Source organism: Fluviibacter sp., from assembly GCF_057744235.1.
Window position 1 is genome coordinate 70245 of sequence record NZ_JBIJFP010000007.1, and the last position, 18848, is coordinate 89092.

At 57.0% G+C, this 18848-nt stretch carries 18 protein-coding genes and 2 tRNA genes; 17 read left to right on the top strand and 3 right to left on the bottom strand.

All coding sequences use genetic code 11. The annotated features are described in order from the left end of the window. On the bottom strand, window positions 1-1728 hold the full coding sequence (locus AC3GOJ_RS05625; protein WP_488236487.1) for a proline--tRNA ligase: 1728 nt from the start codon (window positions 1726-1728) through the stop codon (window positions 1-3). Between the two features lie 161 nt (window positions 1729-1889). On the opposite strand from AC3GOJ_RS05625, the gene AC3GOJ_RS05630 reads away from it, so the two are divergent. From AC3GOJ_RS05630 to coq7, 3 genes are read left to right on the top strand one after another with little or no spacing between them, the layout of a single operon-like run. Beyond that, window positions 1890-2486, top strand: a complete 597-nt coding sequence (locus AC3GOJ_RS05630) for an RNA pyrophosphohydrolase (RefSeq protein ID WP_488236488.1) — start codon at window positions 1890-1892, stop codon at window positions 2484-2486. After that, window positions 2483-3061: a CNP1-like family protein gene (locus tag AC3GOJ_RS05635; protein WP_488236489.1), complete on the top strand. Its 579-nt coding sequence runs from the start codon at window positions 2483-2485 to the stop codon at window positions 3059-3061. Before AC3GOJ_RS05630 ends, AC3GOJ_RS05635 begins: the two co-directional genes overlap by 4 nt. A gap of 4 nt (window positions 3062-3065) precedes the next feature. After that, complete coding sequence (coq7, locus tag AC3GOJ_RS05640) at window positions 3066-3689, top strand: 2-polyprenyl-3-methyl-6-methoxy-1,4-benzoquinone monooxygenase (protein ID WP_488236490.1); 624 nt, start codon at window positions 3066-3068, stop codon at window positions 3687-3689. Here the strand turns inward: coq7 and AC3GOJ_RS05645 are convergent. Next, window positions 3686-4111, bottom strand: coding sequence for an OsmC family protein (locus AC3GOJ_RS05645; RefSeq protein WP_488236491.1), 426 nt, complete (start codon window positions 4109-4111; stop codon window positions 3686-3688). The two genes, coq7 and AC3GOJ_RS05645, sit on opposite strands and share 4 nt — an antisense overlap. Window positions 4112-4737: 626 nt before the next feature. Between AC3GOJ_RS05645 and rplM the strand changes: the two genes are divergently transcribed. From rplM to AC3GOJ_RS05660, 3 genes are all read left to right on the top strand, one after another. Continuing rightward, window positions 4738-5166 (top strand): 50S ribosomal protein L13, encoded by a 429-nt coding sequence (gene rplM / locus AC3GOJ_RS05650; RefSeq protein ID WP_488236492.1) that lies wholly within the window; start codon window positions 4738-4740, stop codon window positions 5164-5166. Window positions 5167-5175: 9 nt separating this feature from the next. Continuing rightward, window positions 5176-5568, top strand: coding sequence for a 30S ribosomal protein S9 (gene rpsI / locus AC3GOJ_RS05655; RefSeq protein ID WP_488236493.1), 393 nt, complete (start codon window positions 5176-5178; stop codon window positions 5566-5568). A gap of 37 nt (window positions 5569-5605) precedes the next feature. Further along, window positions 5606-5681, top strand: a tRNA-Phe gene (locus AC3GOJ_RS05660). Between the two features lie 392 nt (window positions 5682-6073). On the opposite strand, the gene AC3GOJ_RS05665 is transcribed toward AC3GOJ_RS05660, so the two are convergent. After that, complete coding sequence (locus AC3GOJ_RS05665; RefSeq protein WP_488236494.1) at window positions 6074-6484, bottom strand: hypothetical protein; 411 nt, start codon at window positions 6482-6484, stop codon at window positions 6074-6076. A 56-nt stretch (window positions 6485-6540) separates the two neighbouring features. Here AC3GOJ_RS05665 and AC3GOJ_RS05670 point away from each other — a divergent pair, with 56 nt between their 5' ends. From AC3GOJ_RS05670 to AC3GOJ_RS05720, 11 genes are all read left to right on the top strand, one after another. Then, the gene (locus AC3GOJ_RS05670; RefSeq protein ID WP_488236495.1) at window positions 6541-8880 is read left to right on the top strand and encodes a mechanosensitive ion channel family protein; all 2340 of its coding nucleotides are present in this window, start codon (window positions 6541-6543) and stop codon (window positions 8878-8880) included. 146 nt (window positions 8881-9026) lie between these two features. Further along, complete coding sequence (locus AC3GOJ_RS05675; protein ID WP_488236496.1) at window positions 9027-9335, top strand: DUF485 domain-containing protein; 309 nt, start codon at window positions 9027-9029, stop codon at window positions 9333-9335. Further along, window positions 9332-11014, top strand: coding sequence for a cation acetate symporter (locus tag AC3GOJ_RS05680; RefSeq protein ID WP_488236497.1), 1683 nt, complete (start codon window positions 9332-9334; stop codon window positions 11012-11014). The genes AC3GOJ_RS05675 and AC3GOJ_RS05680 overlap by 4 nt, the downstream gene beginning before the upstream one ends. 161 nt (window positions 11015-11175) lie before the next feature. Further along, window positions 11176-12432 (top strand): glutamyl-tRNA reductase, encoded by a 1257-nt coding sequence (hemA, locus tag AC3GOJ_RS05685; protein ID WP_488236498.1) that lies wholly within the window; start codon window positions 11176-11178, stop codon window positions 12430-12432. After that, window positions 12429-13229, top strand: coding sequence for a sulfite exporter TauE/SafE family protein (locus AC3GOJ_RS05690; protein ID WP_488236499.1), 801 nt, complete (start codon window positions 12429-12431; stop codon window positions 13227-13229). The genes hemA and AC3GOJ_RS05690 overlap by 4 nt, the downstream gene beginning before the upstream one ends. Before the next feature lie 44 nt (window positions 13230-13273). Continuing rightward, a tRNA-Leu gene (locus tag AC3GOJ_RS05695) sits at window positions 13274-13358 on the top strand. Window positions 13359-13375: 17 nt separating this feature from the next. Continuing rightward, entirely contained in the window at window positions 13376-14458 is a 1083-nt protein-coding gene (prfA, locus tag AC3GOJ_RS05700; RefSeq protein WP_488236500.1) for a peptide chain release factor 1, read from the top strand. 5 nt (window positions 14459-14463) lie between these two features. Then, entirely contained in the window at window positions 14464-15315 is an 852-nt protein-coding gene (prmC, locus tag AC3GOJ_RS05705; protein ID WP_488236501.1) for a peptide chain release factor N(5)-glutamine methyltransferase, read from the top strand. Beyond that, window positions 15315-16043, top strand: a complete 729-nt coding sequence (gene tolA, locus AC3GOJ_RS05710; protein WP_488236502.1) for a cell envelope integrity protein TolA — start codon at window positions 15315-15317, stop codon at window positions 16041-16043. The genes prmC and tolA overlap by 1 nt, the downstream gene beginning before the upstream one ends. A gap of 197 nt (window positions 16044-16240) precedes the next feature. Continuing rightward, window positions 16241-17413: a DesA family fatty acid desaturase gene (locus AC3GOJ_RS05715; protein ID WP_488236503.1), complete on the top strand. Its 1173-nt coding sequence runs from the start codon at window positions 16241-16243 to the stop codon at window positions 17411-17413. A 60-nt stretch (window positions 17414-17473) separates the two neighbouring features. Beyond that, window positions 17474-18848 (top strand): peptide chain release factor 3 (locus tag AC3GOJ_RS05720; RefSeq protein ID WP_488236504.1); only part of this gene is annotated, 1375 nt, incomplete at its 3' end.

The window sequence follows — 18848 nt, forward strand, 5'->3', positions numbered from 1 at the left end:
TTATTGGGCCAGCGCTTTGCGCAGATAATCCACAACGCCTGCCCGATCAATCATCGTTGGTTCCGCATCGCGGCGGCCTTTGGCTTCGATCTGGCCTGCAGCCAGACCCTTTTCGCCAACCACCAGGCGCTGCGGAATACCAATCAATTCCATGTCGGCAAACATCACACCCGGGCGTTCGTTCCGATCATCCAGCAGTACGTCAAAACCGGCAGCGATGAGCTCTTCATAAAGCTCACTCGCAGCTTGTTGAATGGCCGGTGACTTGTGATAACCCATCGGAACGATCGCCACGGTGAACGGCGCGATGGCGGTCGGGAAGGCGATGCCTTTGTCGTCATGGTTTTGCTCGATGGCCGAACCCACGATACGGGTGACGCCGATACCGTAGCAGCCCATCTCCATCACTTCGTTTTTACCTTGCTCATTGAGGAAGGTGCAGCCCAAGGCTTCGGCATACTTGGTGCGCAGCTGAAAAATATGGCCGACTTCAATACCGCGCACAATTTCCAGTGTGCCTTTGCCGTCAGGCGATGGGTCACCACTCACCACGTTCCGGATATCGGCCACTTCCGGTTCCGGGAGGTCGCGGCCAAAGTTGGCGCCGGTCAGGTGCGTGTCGTAGGCGTTGGCACCGCAGGCAAAGTCTGCCATGACCGCAACACTGCGGTCAGCGATGACGCGGATGCCGGTTTCAATACCCACCGGGCCGATAAAGCCGGGGATGCAACCCAGCGCTTCTTTGACTTCATCTTCACGGGCAAAGCGGAAGTCGCCGATGCCGGTAATTTTGCCGGCTTTAATTTCGTTGAGTTCGTGGTCGCCGCGCAGCAGCAACAGGACGAGTTGGGCGCTTTCGCCTTCAGCCACTTCCGGCACGATGGCCAGGGTTTTAACCAGAGCGGATAAAGGGATGTTGAGTGCTTTGGCGACGTCCTCGCAACGCGATTGCTTGGGTGTGGCAACACGAACCAGCGGTGCGCTGGCTGATGGGCGTGTTGTTGCCGGTGCCAGGGCTTCTGCCAGCTCAACATTGGCCGCAAAGTCGGAGGTGGGGCAGAAGGCAATATCGTCTTCGCCCGAGTCGGCCAGCACGTGAAATTCGTGTGAACCGGTACCACCAATAGAGCCGGTGTCGGCGGCAACAGCACGGAAGCGCAGGCCCAGACGTGTGAAGATGCGGCTATAGGTGTCGTACATCACGCGGTATTCGCGTTGCAGGTCTTCAAAGCTGGTGTGAAAGGAGTAACCGTCCTTCATCAGGAACTCGCGGCCGCGCATCACGCCGAAGCGCGGGCGGATCTCGTCGCGGAATTTGTTCTGGATCTGATACAAATGAATCGGCAGCTGGCGATAGCTCTTAATTTCCTTGCGGACGAAATCGGTGACCACTTCTTCGTGCGTTGGACCGATCACGAAGTCGCGCTGGTGGCGATCCTTGAAACGCAGTAGCTCGGGGCCATACTGCTCGCCGCGGCCGGACTCTTGCCATAATTCAAAGGGTTGCACAGCTGGCATGAGCATTTCTAGTGCGCCGGCGCGGTTCATTTCATCGCGGATAATGGCTTCAACCTTGCGCAGTGTGCGCAGACCCATCGGGCTCCAGGTATAGACGCCCGAGGCCAGGCGGCGGATCAAACCGGCGCGCAGCATCAGCTTCTGGCTGATGACGTCGGCGTCAGACGGGGCTTCTTTAAGCGTGGTGATGAGAAACTGGGAAGAGCGCATAGTGAACCCTGATAAGGCATCAGCGCGGGGCACTCACCCGGAAGTCAGGTGCCGCGGCCAATGAAATAAAGCGGAAAAACGGCATTCTAACGGATGCCGGCTTTCGTCTGGGTGCCGGATGTGCCAGAATCAGGGCAATTTCAAATTTACGCAGGTGATTTATGCTAGATCGTGAAGGCTATCGCCCCAACGTCGGCATCATTCTCTGCAATGCACGTAACGAAGTCTTCTGGGGCAAGCGGGTCAGGGAGCATGCCTGGCAGTTTCCGCAGGGTGGTATCAAGCGCGGAGAGTCTCCCGAAGAAGCCATGTACCGTGAATTGCATGAGGAGGTGGGGCTTGCGGCCGAGCACGTCAAGATTCTCGGCCGTACGCGGGACTGGTTGCGCTATGAAGTGCCGGAACAGTGGATTCGTCGGGAGTGGCGTGGCAATTACAAGGGCCAGAAGCAGATCTGGTACCTGTTACGTCTGACCGGCGGGGATCATCACGTGCAGTTGCGGGCGACGTCACACCCGGAATTCGATGCATGGCGCTGGAGCCAGTACTGGGTGCCGTTAGACGCGGTGGTTGAGTTCAAGCGCAATGTCTACCAGTTGGCCCTGGGCGAGCTGGAACCGTTCCTGAATGCGGACCGGTTGCGTCATCCGGCATTGGGGCGTCGTGGTCGCCGCCTACCGCAACACGGTCACAAATCGGATGGTGCAGTCCCTATAGTGGACGTGAGTGATTCCGCCAAAGCGGAGGGCGGTGTATGACTCGGTTTGAAGCCCTGGTTCGCTGCTGTGTAGGGTCGCTCGCGAGTTTCATGCTAATGGGGGGGTCTCAGGCAGCCGTCGAGTGTGACACCCGTAAATACTACGAGTGCTACGACTACCAGGAATCCGAAGAAGACAAGAAGGTCTGGCAGGAAGAGAAGTACACGCTGCCAGCCGCTCCCGACAAGGACAAACTGTTGCCTTTCGAGGTCAATGTGTCCAACGCCAACCGTTTTTTTGTGGATCCGTCCAGTGTATCCGTCGGCGCGGATGGCGTGGTGCGCTATACCGTGGTCATCGAGTCTGACGGTGGTGCACGCACGATTAATTACGAGGGTTTGCGCTGCAAAACCCGTGAGCGCCGTCTTTATGCCTTCGGGCAGCCGGATGGCAGCTGGGTTGAAAGCAAAGGGTCTTCCTGGATTCTGATGCAGAAGCAGCAGCATAAGATGCACAACGGCTATCCGGCTGTGCTGGCCTATGAGTATTTTTGTATCGAGATGGAACCGCCGCAGAGTGCAGAAGTCGCCATTGAGCGTCTAAAAACCGGTCCGGCTACAACCTCACTAAGGTGACACGATGAACATAGATACCCTGATCATTGAAACGGATAAGGTCCTGCGGACCCTGTTTGCGTTACAGCGCAGTGTGCGACCACATCCCGATGCCGGCTTGCCGGAAGCGGATCTGTCCGAAGCCGAGCGTCGACACGTCGCGGGCCTGATGCGCGTAAACCACAGCGGTGAGGTCTGCGCCCAAGCGTTGTATCAGGGGCAGGCGCTGACCTCGCGAGACCCGGCAGTGCGTGATGCCTTGCGTGAGGCAGCTCATGAAGAGGTCGAACATCTGGCCTGGACAGAGCAACGACTGAAAGAGTTAGGTAGTCATACGAGCTGGCTGAACCCGCTCTGGTATGCCGGTTCGCTGACGATGGGTGTGATTGCGGGCAAGTTGGGCGACCGCTGGAATCTTGGCTTCTTAGCAGAAACCGAAAAGCAGGTCACGGCGCATCTGGAAAGCCATCTAGCGCGTTTGCCGGAAGCCGATGCCAAGAGCGCAGCCATCATTGGGCAGATGGCGATGGATGAAACCTCGCATGCGCAGACGGCAGAAGCCCTGGGGGCCGCCCAGTTTCCGCCCCTGGTGAAGCAGATGATGCAGCAGACCGCCAAGGTGATGACCGGGCTGTCCTATCGGATTTAAGCCGCGGCTGCGTCTCGGAGATCCAGGTCCCAGGTGATCTCGGCAGTGGCCCCCAGCATGGCGGTTGCCGAGCAGTACTTGTCTTTGGACAGGGTAATGGCGCGTTCCACGGCATCGCGCTTGAGCTGGTTGCCCGTCACAATGTAGTGCAGATGCAGCTTGGTAAACACCTTGGGCTCGGTTTCGGCCCGCTCGGCGCTCATTTCAACCTGGCAACCCGTTACCGGGTGGCGACCGCGCTGAAGAATCAGCACCACATCAAAGGCCGTACAGCCACCCGCGCCAGCCAGCATCATTTCCATCGGGCGTGGCCCGAGGTTGCGACCACCCAGGTCAGGCGGCCCGTCCATCGTGACCTGGTGGCCGCTGCCCGTTTCGGCAACAAAAGTCATATGATCAGTCCAGGTGACGCGGCATTCCATGGCGGGCTCCGGTAAGCGTAAGAAAAGTTGAGGGCAGAATTGTAAATGGGGTGGGGCAGTTTGTGCGGCCGATGATGGCTTTCCATGAGACGTACGCGTTGTTGCGACGCAACATTTTATGGGGCCTGCATCTTGCTGTTGCTGTCAGATGAAAGTTACTCATTGACGAATAAATAAATAAAACCTTTTAATTTCAAGGGACTAAAATTTTTACGGTGCTCACGTATGATGCAACGTCAGGGGATTGAATCGACGCGTGAATTATTTTTGCGGTGCAAGAAAAGCCTTGCAATTTTAGAGATTTATCGCTACATTGATCTTGTGGCACAGATAGTAGTCTTATCTGTCAGATTGTCTCCTCCACCCTCCTCCTTTGGTGTGGATTTACGCGGAATCGCTCGTGTGGTTCCGCGTTTTTTTTTGGTCATTGCCTCCTGGCGGGCGCGCTATGGGCCGCTACGAGTTTATCGACCCAGCGCAAGCTAGACCGAAAGGGCGTAGTAACAACACTTGCAGCCGATCTGCAGGATAAAGTTGGAAAACGCTTGACTTGGTTTTGAGACTGTTGCTAGAATCCACGTTTTTCCAAATTCCGCGCCGTCTCTGGCGCCACGGAAGTGCATAAAATGAAGACCTTTTCCGCCAAGCCGCATGAAGTCCAGCGCGACTGGTTCGTCGTTGACGCCACGGACAAAGTCCTGGGCCGCGTTGCCAGCGAAGTCGCACGCCGCCTGCGTGGCAAGCATAAGCCTGAATACACACCGCACGTTGATACGGGCGATTTCATCGTTGTTGTCAACGTTGAAAAGCTCCGCGTGACCGGTAACAAGGCTGAAGACAAGAAATACTTCCGCCACTCGGGTTACCCGGGCGGTATCTACGAAACGACATTTGGCAAGATGCAACAGCGTTTCCCGGAGCGTGCTCTGGAAAAAGCAGTTAAGGGCATGCTGCCGAAGGGTCCGCTGGGCTACGCCATGATCAAGAAGCTCAAGTGCTACGCCGGTGGTGTTCATCCGCACACCGCACAGCAACCCAAGTCGCTGGAAATCTAAGAGGTCGTTATGGCAGAACAACAATACTACGGTACCGGTCGTCGCAAGAGCGCCGTTGCTCGTGTTTACCTGAAGCGTGGCAGTGGCAACATCGTTGTTAACGGCAAGCCGGTTGATATTTTCTTCTCGCGTGAAACGGGCCGTATGGTCGTCCGTCAGCCGCTGGAACTGGTTGAGCATGCTTCGACCTTTGACATCAACGTCAACGTGGTTGGCGGTGGTGAGTCGGGTCAAGCCGGTGCAGTTCGCCACGGTATTACCCGTGCACTGATTCAGTACGATGCCGAACTGAAGTCGGCCTTGTCGAAGGCTGGTTTCGTGACCCGCGATGCACGTGAAGTTGAGCGTAAGAAGGTCGGTTTGCACAGCGCCCGTCGCCGCAAGCAGTTCTCGAAGCGTTAATGTTTTATGTCATCCGGATGTTAAAATTCGGATGTCTGGCCAGTTAGCTCAGTTGGTAGAGCAGCGGATTGAAAATCCGCGTGTCCTTGGTTCGATTCCGAGACTGGCCACCAGTCATACCCAAAACGCCGTGCCTAACCGCACGGCGTTTTGTTTTGTATGTGCATAAACGTGCAACAACACAACAACGCTGTTTTAACTTTGCACTGACGTTGTTTTTTGTTGCGAGGCACGTGTGATGCAACACGAAAACTTGCACCTGTTGCAGTTTGCACCGCAAACAACACAACAAATACGCCAACGTCTTGCACAACTTGCTACGGCAACGCCACCGTGTATGTATTTGCGTGATGGGAGGGTGTCCTGAATTTTGTGTAAACGGTCATTTGGCAGGAAACTGCCGTATTGCTGGAGTTTGATGAGAGCCAAGTTTGATTAGACCTATTGGCTCTGACACGCCACATAACAAAAGCCACCTTAGGGTGGTTTTTGTCATTCTGCGGTCTTAAAAAATACGCTCGACCTGGTCATTGCAACTGACGTAGACAGGGACGCCACGGCTGATGAAAAGACCGAGTGCTGGCGCAAAGGCTGGGGCTTTCCAGGCATTGCGATGCTCAGGGCGAACGTAGAGCACAATTTCGTTGCCCTCGCTAAGCGTGCCGACAACTACATGCGATTTGTCGGGTCGGGTTGCAGCGGGTAAGGGTTTGTCCATTTTCTGGGATCGTAGCCACAGGCATTCATAGACCCGGCAGGATTCTGGTCTGGTGTCATAGATGTCGCAACCTTTGCCCTTGTTGCAGTACTGGCACCAGGTATTGGCCGGTTTTTCCAGTTCCCGGACTTTCATGGCGTTGCAGCAGTATGTGCAGTTGCCGCAGTCGTTGGGGATTGCTTCGGGCGTATTCGTCATCGTTTTGGGCTTTGATAAGCGATAATCTGAAATCGTTGATTGAGAGTGTATCTGACATGCGCATTCGGTTTGATGTTGCCGCTGTTTTTCTGAGCTTAACGGTTGTGGTTTCGCTGGCCCATGCCCAGTTGCCTTCCCTGTTGCCGGTCAAGCCGGCTACTCAGGCAGCGCCTGCCCCCAAGGAGGTGGAGACTGACCCCAAGCAGGATCTCGCTGCGGCCGAAGCGCGTCTGGCCGATGCCCGTGCCGCGGTGGTGCGGCTGCAGGGCGAGTTGGGCAAACCGGGTCTCGCGGCGGGGCTACGCCAGGAGTTGCTACAGCAATTCAATTTGCGTCAGACCTTGGCGGATCGCGATGCCGAACAAGTGGATTACCTGAAACGTATCGCGCTGAATGTTCAGAGAATTCAGGATGCCAAGCAACAACGTGACAATTGGTTGCCCCCTAGTGGTTCGCCCCCTTGGTCGGTGTTGGTAGGTGATGCTGTCCACAACGAAATGACGGTGCTGGAGTCTCGGATTGATCAGCTCTCAAATGAGATTGCCTCGGTGTCCAATCAGCTGGTGGGTCTCAGTCAGGAAAAAACGGCGGTTGCAACAAAGGTGCGCCAGCTTCAGGAAAGTGCGGCCAATGCATCGGATGCTGACCGACAGCAACTGGAATTGTTGCAAAGTCGGCTGGCGCTGACGAGTGCTGTCCTGCTCCGGACCGATCTGGAGCGGCGCTTTAAGGAAAGCGAGCGAACCCTACAGGACATCCGGCTGGAAACGGTGAAGAAAACCTGGCAGTACTATGACGGGCGTTTCGCCTTGTCTCCGGAGGTGTTGGCCAGTGCGAAAGCGGAGCTGCAGTCACTGATTGATGGTAATCGCGACCTGGAGCTCAAGGCTCTGAATACGTCTGAAGCTGCAGCAGTGCGGCTGACGAAAGCCCAGAATGCCTTTGCGGCGCTCGATCAGGCTAAAGTGCCTGCTGCGCAGCGGGCACGGGCTAAGGCCGAGCTGGATGTTGCCCAGGCAGAAGATGCGGCAGCCCGTTCTCAAGTCGACCTTTTGCGCAACCTGATTGAAATCGGTGGCTATGGTCTGCAGGTTTGGGATGCGCGTGCTGAGATTTATGCAACACCCAGACCGAATGCAGCGCGGTTGGACGAAATTGCGCAGCGGGTACGCACGGGCCTGGTTCGGGTGCGTCAGGCACGCGATCTCTTGCGGCAGTCGTTAACGACCAAAGAGCAGGAAGCCTTTGATCTCCGTGAGGGCTTGCTCACATCAAAGTCTGCGCTCGATCAGAAGACCATGGCGGCGCGCCTAAAGGCGGCCACCGAACAAACCGATGACGCAAGGTTGGTGTTGGCGGCGTTGGATAAATTCGAACGTTATCTCATTGTCTTGCAGTCGGAATTGGGGGTTCACGCAGCAGAGCAGACGTGGGCTGAACGTATCGTGGGCTACGGGCAGCGTGCTGCGGCAATTGCCAAAACAATATGGAATTACGAGCTGTTTACGGTCGATGATATCGTGGTTGCGGATGGCAAAGAGATCAAAACCACCCGCAGCGTGACCGTGGGTAAGAGTATTGGTGCTATTGGTATCCTGGTGCTGGGTTTTGTGATGGTTTCTTGGCTGATCCGAGCCGTGATCGGGCTGGCGGAGCGCCGCATTGGTCTCAAAACATCGTCGGCAACCGTGATTCGCCGCTGGTTGACCCTGGTGTCTACCGCAACGTTGATCATTCTAAGTTTTAACCTCGTTCAAATACCGCTGAGCGTATTTGCCTTTCTGGGCGGTGCGTTGGCGATTGGTATCGGTTTTGGTACGCAGAACCTGCTCAAGAATCTGATCAGCGGCGTCATGTTGCTGATTGAACGTCCATTACGGATCGGTGATCTGGTGGAAATTGATGGCGTGCGCGGGCGAGTGACGTCCATCGGGATTCGTTTCTCGACGATCCATCAGTCGGATGGTATCGATACGCTGATCCCGAATAGCGAGCTGGTCGAGAAAAAGCTGACCAACTGGACTTTCAGCAACCCGGATATCCGGCGGGAAATTCGTGTGGGTGTGGCTTATGGGGCGGATCCGGTTCAGGTGAAAAATCTGATGCAGGGCGCAGCCATGGAGCACCCTGATGTGATGCGACATCCGGAGCCGATGGTGGTGCTGGATGATCTGGGTGATAACGCCTTGATCTTTACGCTTCGGTACTGGATCCGGATTGAGACGGGCACCGATGGCCGTCGCGTCGACAGCGATTTGCGCTGTGACATTCTGGAGAAGTTGAATGGTGCCGGCATTGATGTGCCTTATCCCCAGCGCGATGTAAGGCTTTCGGCTGCGACACCCGTGCCCGTGTCGATCGTGCCCACTTCGGGTGTCGAGGCTCCTGGGGCGTAAGGGATGTTGTGGTTTTTTTACAACGATCAGTAAATACTTACGGAATGATTAAAAGTGTAAGCCGTCTGTAAGCGTGGATTCGTACCCTTGCTCCACGCGCTAAATGTGTAATCCATTAGCGCATCCATAAAGAGGAGGAGTAATCCATGTTAGACCCCACAACCGCCAAGATCTTGGCAGACCCCAAGTTCAATGAAATGGTTTCGGTTCGGAACAGCTACAGCTGGATCTGCACCGTGCTCATGCTCATTGCCTACTTTGGCTTCATCCTGACCCTGGCCTTTGACAAGGCTATCTTCGCCCAGAAAATCGGTGACGGCGTCATGTCGCTCGGTGTGCCGGTGGGTCTCGGCGTGATTCTGTTCACGATTGCAATTACGACTGTCTACGTGCGCAAGGCCAACACGGAATTCGACGCACTGAAAGAGGCCGTACTGAAGGACGTGCAAAAATGACCAAAACTAACAAGACTCTTATTGCGCTGAGCGCACTCCTCGTGAGTGGTGCGGCTCTGGCTGCAGGTGCGGATTTGGGTAACACCGCCAAGCAAGCCACGAACTGGACCGCTATCGCCATGTTCGGCATCTTTGTTGCCTTCACCCTCTACATTACGAAGTGGGCTGCAGGTAAAACGAAGACGGCTGCGGACTTCTACACCGCCGGTGGTGGTATTACCGGTTTCCAGAACGGCCTGGCGATTGCTGGTGACTACATGTCGGCAGCCTCGTTCCTCGGTATTTCGGGCCTGGTGTTCGCTAACGGCTTTGACGGCCTGATCTTCTCGATCGGCTGGCTGGTCGGTTGGCCGATCATCACCTTCCTGCTGGCAGAGCGCCTGCGTAACCTCGGCAAGTTCACCTTCGCCGATGTGGTTGCCTTCCGCTTTGAGCAGACCCCGGTTCGCGTGTTTGCTGCTACGGGTACACTGGTGGTTGTGGCCTTCTACATGATTGCCCAGATGGTGGGTGCAGGTCAGCTCATCAAGGTGCTGTTCGGCCTCGAGTACACCTACGCTGTGATCCTGGTGGGTATCATCATGTGTCTGTACGTGTTGTTCGGTGGTATGACCGCAACGACCTGGGTGCAGGTGATCAAGGCTGTGATGCTGCTGTCGGGTGCAACCTTCATGGCCGTTGCCGTGCTGTTCGCCTTCGGTTTCAGCCCGGAAGCCCTGTTTGCCAAGGCTGTTGAAGTTCACAGCAAGCACGACGCCATCATGTCGCCGGGTGCGCTGATCAAGGATCCGATCTCGGCCATCTCGATTGGTATGGCACTGATGTTCGGTACGGCTGGTCTGCCGCACATCCTGATGCGCTTCTTCACCGTGCCGAACGCCAAGGAAGCCCGTAAGTCGGTTGCCTGGGCAACGACCTGGATCGGTTACTTCTACATCCTGACCTTCATCATCGGTTTCGGCGCGATCGTGTTCCTGATTCAGGATCCGGCTGCGTACTACGTCGATGGCGATCTGGCCAAGGGTCTGAAGGGCGGCGGCAACATGGCTGCTATCCACCTGTCGAACGCTGTGGGTGGTGACTTGTTCCTGGGCTTCATCTCGGCGGTGGCTTTCGCAACCATTCTGGCTGTGGTGGCTGGTCTGACGCTGGCCGGTGCTTCGGCCGTGTCGCATGACCTGTACGCGACCGTTGTTAAGAAGGGTATGGCTGATCAGGCTGCCGAAATGCGCGTGTCGAAGATCACCACGCTGTTACTGGCTGGTCTGGCAATCATCCTGGGCATTATGTTTGAAAAGCAGAACGTGGCTTACATGGTCATGCTGGCCTTCGCCATCGCTTGTTCGGCCAACTTCCCGGTGCTGCTGATGTCGGTCATGTGGAAAGACTGTACGACCAAGGGTGCCGTGGTTGGTGGCTTCGTGGGTCTGCTGGCTTCGGCTGGTCTGACCATCCTGTCGCCGGCTGTGTATGAAGCGGTGATGGGCAATGCCAAGGGTAGTGCACCGTTCCCGTACGGTTCGCCGGCCCTGTTCTCGATGACGGCTGCATTTGCCACCATCTGGCTTGTGTCGAAAATGGACGGCAGCGCGCGTGCCAAGATCGACCGCGAAGGTTATCCGGCACAGTTTGTTCGTTCGGAAACCGGTATCGGTGCTGCTGGTGCCTCTGGCCACTAAGTAGTTCGATTCCAGCCACCTTGTGTGGCACGAAAGACCCGGGCTGTGGCCCGGGTCTTTTTTTTGTCTGTGAGATTTAGCGCCAATGCCTTGCTGCAAGCGGCTGTCAGGGCTGCGGATGCTATAATTTACAATTGATAATATCGACCTTTCCGGGATCTATGCCGCTTCATCTCATCGGACTTAACCACCACACCGCGCCATTGGCGATTCGGGAGCGGGTGGCGATTGCGGCCGAAGCGGTGGGTTCTGCGCTGGTGACGCTGCGTCAATCGGGTGCGGTCGATGAAGCGGCCATTCTCTCTACGTGTAACCGCACAGAGCTTTATGTGTCGGGTGAGCATGCCGATGACGTGCTGGGTTGGTGGATGCGGCATGCGGGTATGTCGCTGGATGAAGCACGCCCCTACCTCTATCTCCATACCGAACAGGATGCCGTGCGGCAGGCGTTACGGGTTGCCGCCGGGTTGGATTCGATGGTCCTCGGAGAGCCCCAGATTCTTGGACAGATGAAGGACGCCGTTCGAACAGCCGACCAGGTCGGTGCCCTCGGTAGCCATCTGCACCGTCTGTTTCAGCATGCCTTTGCGGTCGCTAAGGAAATTAGAAGCACCACCGGGATCGGTGAAAGCGTTGTCTCGATGGCGGCTGCTTCAGTGAAGCTGGCCGAGCGCATCTTTGATGAGCTGAGCGAACAGTCGGTGCTGTTTGTTGGCGCGGGTGACATGGTGGAACTGTGTGCCACGCATTTTGCAGCCTGCAAGCCAAAGCGTCTCGTGGTCGCCAACCGGACGGTAGAGCGGGCGAGTACGCTGGCGCAACAGATTCATGGTGAGGCGATCCGTTTGACTCAGGTCGCCGATATGTTGCCCCAGTTTGACGTGGTGGTGTCCTGCACGGCCAGCTCCCTGCCCATTATCGGGTTGGGTATGGTGGAACGCGCTATTAAGGCGCGCCGTCATCGTCCGATGTTCATGGTCGATCTGGCGGTGCCGAGAGATATCGAACCGGAAGTCGCCGATCTGGATGACGTGTTTCTGTATACCGTCGACGATCTGGCCAGTGTGGTGCAAAGCGGCGTTGCTTCGCGACAGGCGGCGGTTGTTGAAGCTGAATCCATTATCGCTGCCCGCTTAGGGGATTTTCTGGATTGGCATGCGCGTCGCGCCCATGTGCCTGTGATTCAGGCATTTCGTGATGGTGCCAATCAGTTGCGATCTCAGGAGCTGGCGCTGGCGCGCAAGCGCTTGCAGCGGGGCGAGTCTGCCGACCAGGTGCTGGAGCAGATGGCGACACGCCTGACCAATAAGTTTCTGCATGGGCCGTTGTCGGCGATCAATAAGGCCTCACCAACAGATCGTGAGCCACTGCAGGTGGCCATGCGCCAGTTTATGGCCGGCTGGGAGGCGGGCGAATGACGCTCTGGCTGCTGACCTATGTCCTATTGGGCCTGGGCTCCGGTTTTGTTGCCGGACTGTTTGGTGTGGGTGGTGGCCTCACCATCGTGCCAATTCTGTTGCTGCTGTTTCAGGCGCAGGGTTTTGCCGATGCTCAGATCATGCATCTGGCCCTAGGGACAGCCATGGCGACCATCGTGGTGACCTCGATTTCGAGTATGCGGGCGCACCACCAGCAAGGTGGCGTACGCTGGGATGTCTTCCTTGGTATGGCGCCGGGCCTGGTCGCGGGGACGCTCATAGGTAGTCTATTTGCCAGTCGGGTGCCAACGGATGCGATGGCCACGGTTTTTACACTGATCGTTTACTGGGCATCGCTGCAGATGCTGCTGGATATCAAACCCAAACCGACACGCCAGTTGCCGGGAAGATCGGGTTTGATGGGCGTTGGTGGATTGATCGGTGGGGTATCGAGCCTCGTAGCGGCGGGCGGTGGTTTTCTATCCGTACCATTCATGGTGATGTGTAATGTGCCGATCCGCCAGGCAGTAGGTACATCGGCTGCCCTGGGTTTTCCGATTGCCGCAGCGGGCGTGATTGGTTATATCGTGGGTGGGTGGTCTCTGACCGATTTGCCGGGGCCGCATCTGGGATTTGTGTATCTGCCGGCATTTTTCGGGGTAGTGGTTTCCACGATTTTTATGGCACCCGTGGGTGCCCGCGTGGCACACCGCCTGCCGGTCAAACAGCTCAAACGGACTTTTGGCGTGATGTTGGCACTGCTTGCCAGCAAAATGCTCTGGAATTTACTGGCCTGATACCGTTTGAAGCAGCCTGCTAGGCGGTACAATATCGGCCTGATGCGGGTGTGGTGAAATTGGTAAACACAGCAGACTTAAAATCTGCCGGCGAAAGCCTTGCCGGTTCAAGTCCGGCCATCCGCACCATTTCTTTGACACCCGCCATGAAACCCAGTCTTCTCGATAAACTTCGCCAACTGGCTGATCGCCTGCAAGCACTGGATCTGCGTTTGAGCGAGCCGGGTGTCCACGATGATCTGGATGATTTCCGCCGGATCTCCAAAGAGCGCGCCGAGATTGAACCGGTTGTCGTGCTCTACGAAAGCTATTGCCAGCGATTGAATGATCTGGCGGCGGCAGAAGCGATGCTGGCCGACCCGGATATGAAAAGTCTGGCGCAAGAGGAAATAGCGGCAGTCAAAGCCGAATTGCCCGAGTTCGAACGGCAGTTACAAACCTTGCTCTTGCCGCGTGACCCTAGCGACGATAAGAACGTCATTGTAGAAATCCGTGCTGGTACGGGGGGCGATGAGTCGGCCCTCTTCGCGGGCGATCTGTTCCGTATGTATAGCCGTTATGCTGAGCGTCGCCGGTGGCAGACCGAGGTAATTTCGGCCAGTGAATCCGACCTGGGTGGCTATAAGGAAATCATCTTCCGTGTGGTCGGACAGGGCGCCTATTCGGTGCTGAAGTTCGAGTCTGGCGGTCATCGCGTGCAACGGGTGCCCGAGACCGAAACGCAGGGGCGCGTTCACACCTCCGCCTGTACCGTCGCCGTGATGCCAGAAGCCGATGCGCTGGAGGCTGTGACCATTAACCCAGCCGAACTGCGTATCGATACCTTCCGCGCCTCCGGGGCCGGTGGTCAGCACATTAACAAAACTGATTCGGCGGTGCGTATTACCCACTTGCCTACGGGTACCGTGGTGGAGTGCCAGGATGGCCGTTCGCAGCACCAGAACCGGGATCAGGCGATGCGGGTGCTGGTGGCAAGAATCGAGGACCAACGTCGACGCGAACAGCATGCCAAGGAAGCGGCGACCCGCAAGAGCCTGATTGGCAGTGGGGATCGTTCCGAACGTATCCGTACCTATAATTTCCCGCAGGGCCGGATGACCGACCATCGCATTAACCTGACGCTCTATAAGCTGGCGTATCTGATGGATGGTGATATGGATGAGCTGACCGGTGGTTTGGCCGCTGAGCATCAGGCCGAGCAGCTGGCAGCGTTAGCCGAGCAGGACTGATCCGTGTGGACGCGCAGCCACGCTTAACCCGTGCTGCCGCCCTGCAGTGGGCTCGGCAGCATATTGATCGCCTGGATGCCCGGTTATTGCTGGAGTTTGTCTGTCAGTGCCGCCAGGCGGCGCTGATTGCAGATCCGGACGTGTTGCTGGTACCGGCGCAGAGGCAGCATTATCAAGCCCTGGTGATGCGCCGCGCTGCCGGAGAGCCGTTCGCCTATCTGGTGGGTGAAGCGGGTTTTTACGGATTAAATCTGGCGGTGACGCCAGACGTGCTGGTGCCGCGCCCCGAAACCGAAGATCTGGTGGCTTGGGCGCTGGAGGTGCTGCATGGCAAATCTGCACCGCAGATTGCTGATCTGGGTACGGGCAGTGGTGCCATTGCGCTGGCCTTGGCCAGAGCCCGCCCGGATGCCCGGATTCTGGCGGTGGATATTTCTCCGGCGGCCCTATCGGTAGCGACCGTTAATCGGGATCGTCTGGGTTTAAACAACGTTGATCTGTGTTGTGCCAGCTGGTTTGACGGCTGGGTTGTACCGGAAGGGCTGGATCTGATCGTGAGTAATCCGCCCTATATTCCGGCAACTGACCCGCATCTGGGGGGAGATGGCGTCCGTTATGAGCCGCTGCTGGCGCTGACAGATGGCGCGGATGGTTTAAGCGCCTACCGTGCCCTCGCTGCTGGGGTAGCATCGCATCTGAAACCCGGTGGCTGGTTGCTGGTGGAGCATGGTCATGATCAGTCGGCCGAGGTCGCCAGCCTTTGGCACGCGGCAGGACTGGACCCGGTGATGGCCCGGCAGGATCTGAGTGGTAATCCGCGCATGACGGCGGGTCAGCGGCCGGAGGCATCGACCTGATGCGATGGGTGTCCCGGCTCTGGCGATCGTGGCCATTAAGCTTGCGCTGGGCGGTGGCTTTGTCCGTGGCCTTGCATCTGCTCATCATCTTGCCCTTGGGGCTCTGGCTGTATGCCACGCCCGTGGCGATGCCCCAGGCACCGCTGTCGGCTGTATTGCGTGGTCCGGGCGATGTAGTGCATCAGGCGAGCCGGGAAGCGCAACGGGCGTTGCCCTTGTCAGCTGGCTCACAGACAAAACCGATCCTGCCCAAGCAGGATAGCCTGCCACGTCAGTCTAAAGAGGCGGCGCGGGCGGCCAACCAGCCCCAGACTCAGGCACCGATGCCCATCGGCGTGGCCCAGGGGGATCCGTCCGTCATGCCCAATGCGGCTTCCAGAGCAGGGGTACAGGGTGGGGCGCCGGAGTCGGCGCGCGAAGGGGTTGATGCCGATGCGTTGCAACGTTATCGTCTGGCGCTCGGCATGGAAGCCCGTAAAGCACGGCGATATCCTGAAGTGTCTCGAGCCCGGGGGCACGAAGGGCTGTGTGAAGTGATCGTGGTCCTTACCCGAACCGGTGGCCCGCCAGTCGTGATGCCGGGCAAGAGTAGCGGTTCCCCGACCCTTGATGAGGCGGCGTTGACCATGGCCCGTGTGGCGGTCGAGCGCACGCCAGTGCCAACGGAATTGCAAGGACGGAATCTGAAGATTCCACTGCGCATCCGTTTTACCCTGGATGACTTCTGATATCTGTGTGTTTTTTGCCCCACATCAAAAAACGGGGGTTGAAAGCACCGGCTGTGCCCTGACTTAGGGCGTCAAAGTGTTATAATTCATTGATTTCATTCATCAGGTAGACTTTCGCCCATGAATTGTGCTGTTGCAGCACTGCGGTCTTGATATCGTCGTTAAGCCGCCTGTTTCGTTTCTAGGAGAGCCCATACATGTTCAACGGACTGATCGATCTGCCTTGGTGGGGTTATGTGGTTTACACCCTGATCGTGACGCACATCACGATTGCTGGTGTGACGATTTATCTGCATCGCCATTCGGCGCACCGTGCGCTGGAATTACACCCCGTCGTGTCGCATTTCTTCCGTTTCTGGCTGTGGCTAACCACAGGTATGGTGACTAAACAGTGGACGGCGATTCACCGTAAGCACCATGCCAAGTGTGAAACGCCGGAAGACCCGCATAGCCCGCAGATTTTCGGTCTGCGCAAGGTGCTGTGGCAGGGTGCGGAGCTGTATCGTGCCGAATCGAAGAATGACGAAACCATGAAGCGTTATGGTGCCGGTACGCCGGATGACTGGATGGAGCGTCATGTCTACAGCCACTCGGTTGTTGGTGTGTCGATTCTGATGATCTTCAACATCATCATGTTTGGTCCGATCGGCCTGACGATCTGGGCGGTGCAAATGGTCTGGATCCCGTTCTGGGCGGCAGGCGTGGTGAACGGCGTCGGCCACTTCTATGGTTATCGTAATTTCACCTGCCCGGATGCTTCGACCAATCTGTTCCCGTGGGGCATCATCATCGGTGGCGAAGAGCTGCATAACAACCATCATGCATTCGGGACGTCGGCCAAGCTGTCGAACAAGTGGTATGAGTTCGATATCGGCTGGTTGTACATCCGTACGATGGAAATGCTGGGTCTGGCCAAGGTCAAGAAAGTGGCCCCGCGTCCGAAGCTCGGCAAGGAAGCGACTGTGGTGAATGCCGAAACGCTCGATGCGGTGATTACGCATCGCTTTGATCTGATGACCCGTTATGGCAAGGCGATCCGCCATGAGTTTGCTCGGACTCTGGAGCATCACAAGCATGATCACGCCCTGGCCGACAAGAAGACCTTGCGCCAGGCATCCCGCTGGGTGGCCGGCGATCTGCAACAGATGCCAGCTGAATTGCGTCAACCGGTGAATAGCGTTCTGGCAGAAAGCCCGGCACTCAGTCAGCTGTGTACGATGCGTACCCAGTTGGTGGCGATCTGGGAAAAGACCAACGCTTCGCGTGACCAGCTGGTACAAAGTCTGCAGGAGTGGTGCAAGCAGGCAGAAGCATCGGGTGTACGTGCACTGGAAGAGTTGTCGGTGCGTGTGCGCCGCTACGTGATTTAAGTTTCTAATGTTTCAGGAAACAACCGGCTGCGGCCGGTTGTTTTTTTTCAAGGTGTTTATATGAGTGATTTGCCGAGCCAGGAAACACTGGCCGATGTATCCCCCGCCGCAGTGCCGACAGCGGCTACCGGAGGCCAACGCGCCAAGAGTATTGGCCCGGAAGTGCAGCGGCGTCGAACCTTTGCCATTATTTCCCACCCGGATGCCGGTAAAACGACGCTGACAGAGAAGTTGCTGCTGTTCGCGGGTGCGATCCAGATTGCCGGTAGCGTGAAGGCACGTAAGGCCAGTCGTCATGCAACGTCGGACTGGATGGAAATTGAAAAGCAACGGGGCATTTCGGTGGCCAGCTCCGTGATGCAGATGGAGTATGGCGATTGCGTGATCAATCTGCTGGATACACCGGGTCACCAGGACTTTTCTGAAGACACCTATCGTGTGCTTACCGCCGTGGATGCGGCGCTGATGGTGATTGATGCCGGTAATGGCGTAGAACCGCAGACCTTGCGTCTGCTCGAAGTGTGTCGCGCCCGCAATACGCCGATCATTACCTTTATCAACAAGCTCGATAGCGAAGTGAAAGATCCGCTGGACCTGGTGGATGAAATTGAAAAGGTGCTCAAGCTGACGGTGGTGCCATTTACCTGGCCAGTCGGTATGGGTAAGCGCTTTGCGGGTGTGTATGACATCCGTAAAGACCAGATGCGTTTGTTCCGGTCCGGTAAAGATCGACTGGAGACTGAATCGGAAACGCTGCAAGGCTTCGAGCATCCACAACTGGCGGATCGCTTTGGCGCCGAGTTTGAACAGGCGCAACAGGAAGTGGAGCTGATTAGTGGCGCCTCGGAAGCGTTCGACAAAGAGGCGTTTCTCAATGGTCAGCAGACACCGCTGTTCTTTGGTTCGGCCATCAACAACTTCGGCGTGAAAGAAGTGCTCGACGCCTTGTCGGAGCTGGCGCCAGCTCCGAAGTCGCGAGCCGCGATTCAGCGGGTCGTCGATCCGGATGAGCAGGCTTTTTCTGGCGTAGTCTTCAAGGTGCAGGCCAACATGGACCCGGCGCATCGTGACCGCATTGCCTTTGTGCGTATCTGCTCCGGCAAGTTCACGCGCGGCATGCAGCTCAAGATTGGCCGGACAGGTAAGAGCATGCGCACAGCCAGTGCGATGTCCTTTCTGTCGCAGCGTCGCGAATTGCTCGAAGAGGCCTATGCGGGGGATATTATCGGTTTGCCTAACCATGGATTGCTGCAGCTCGGCGACACGCTGACCGAAGGCGAAAAACTGCAGTACACCGGTCTGCCCTTTTTTGCGCCGGAAATCTTTCAGGCCGTTGAAGTGGCCGACCCGATGCGGGCCAAACAGCTGCGCACCGGTCTCCAGCAGTTAGGGGAAGAGGGTGCCATTCAGGTGTTCCGCCCGCATGATGGCGGGG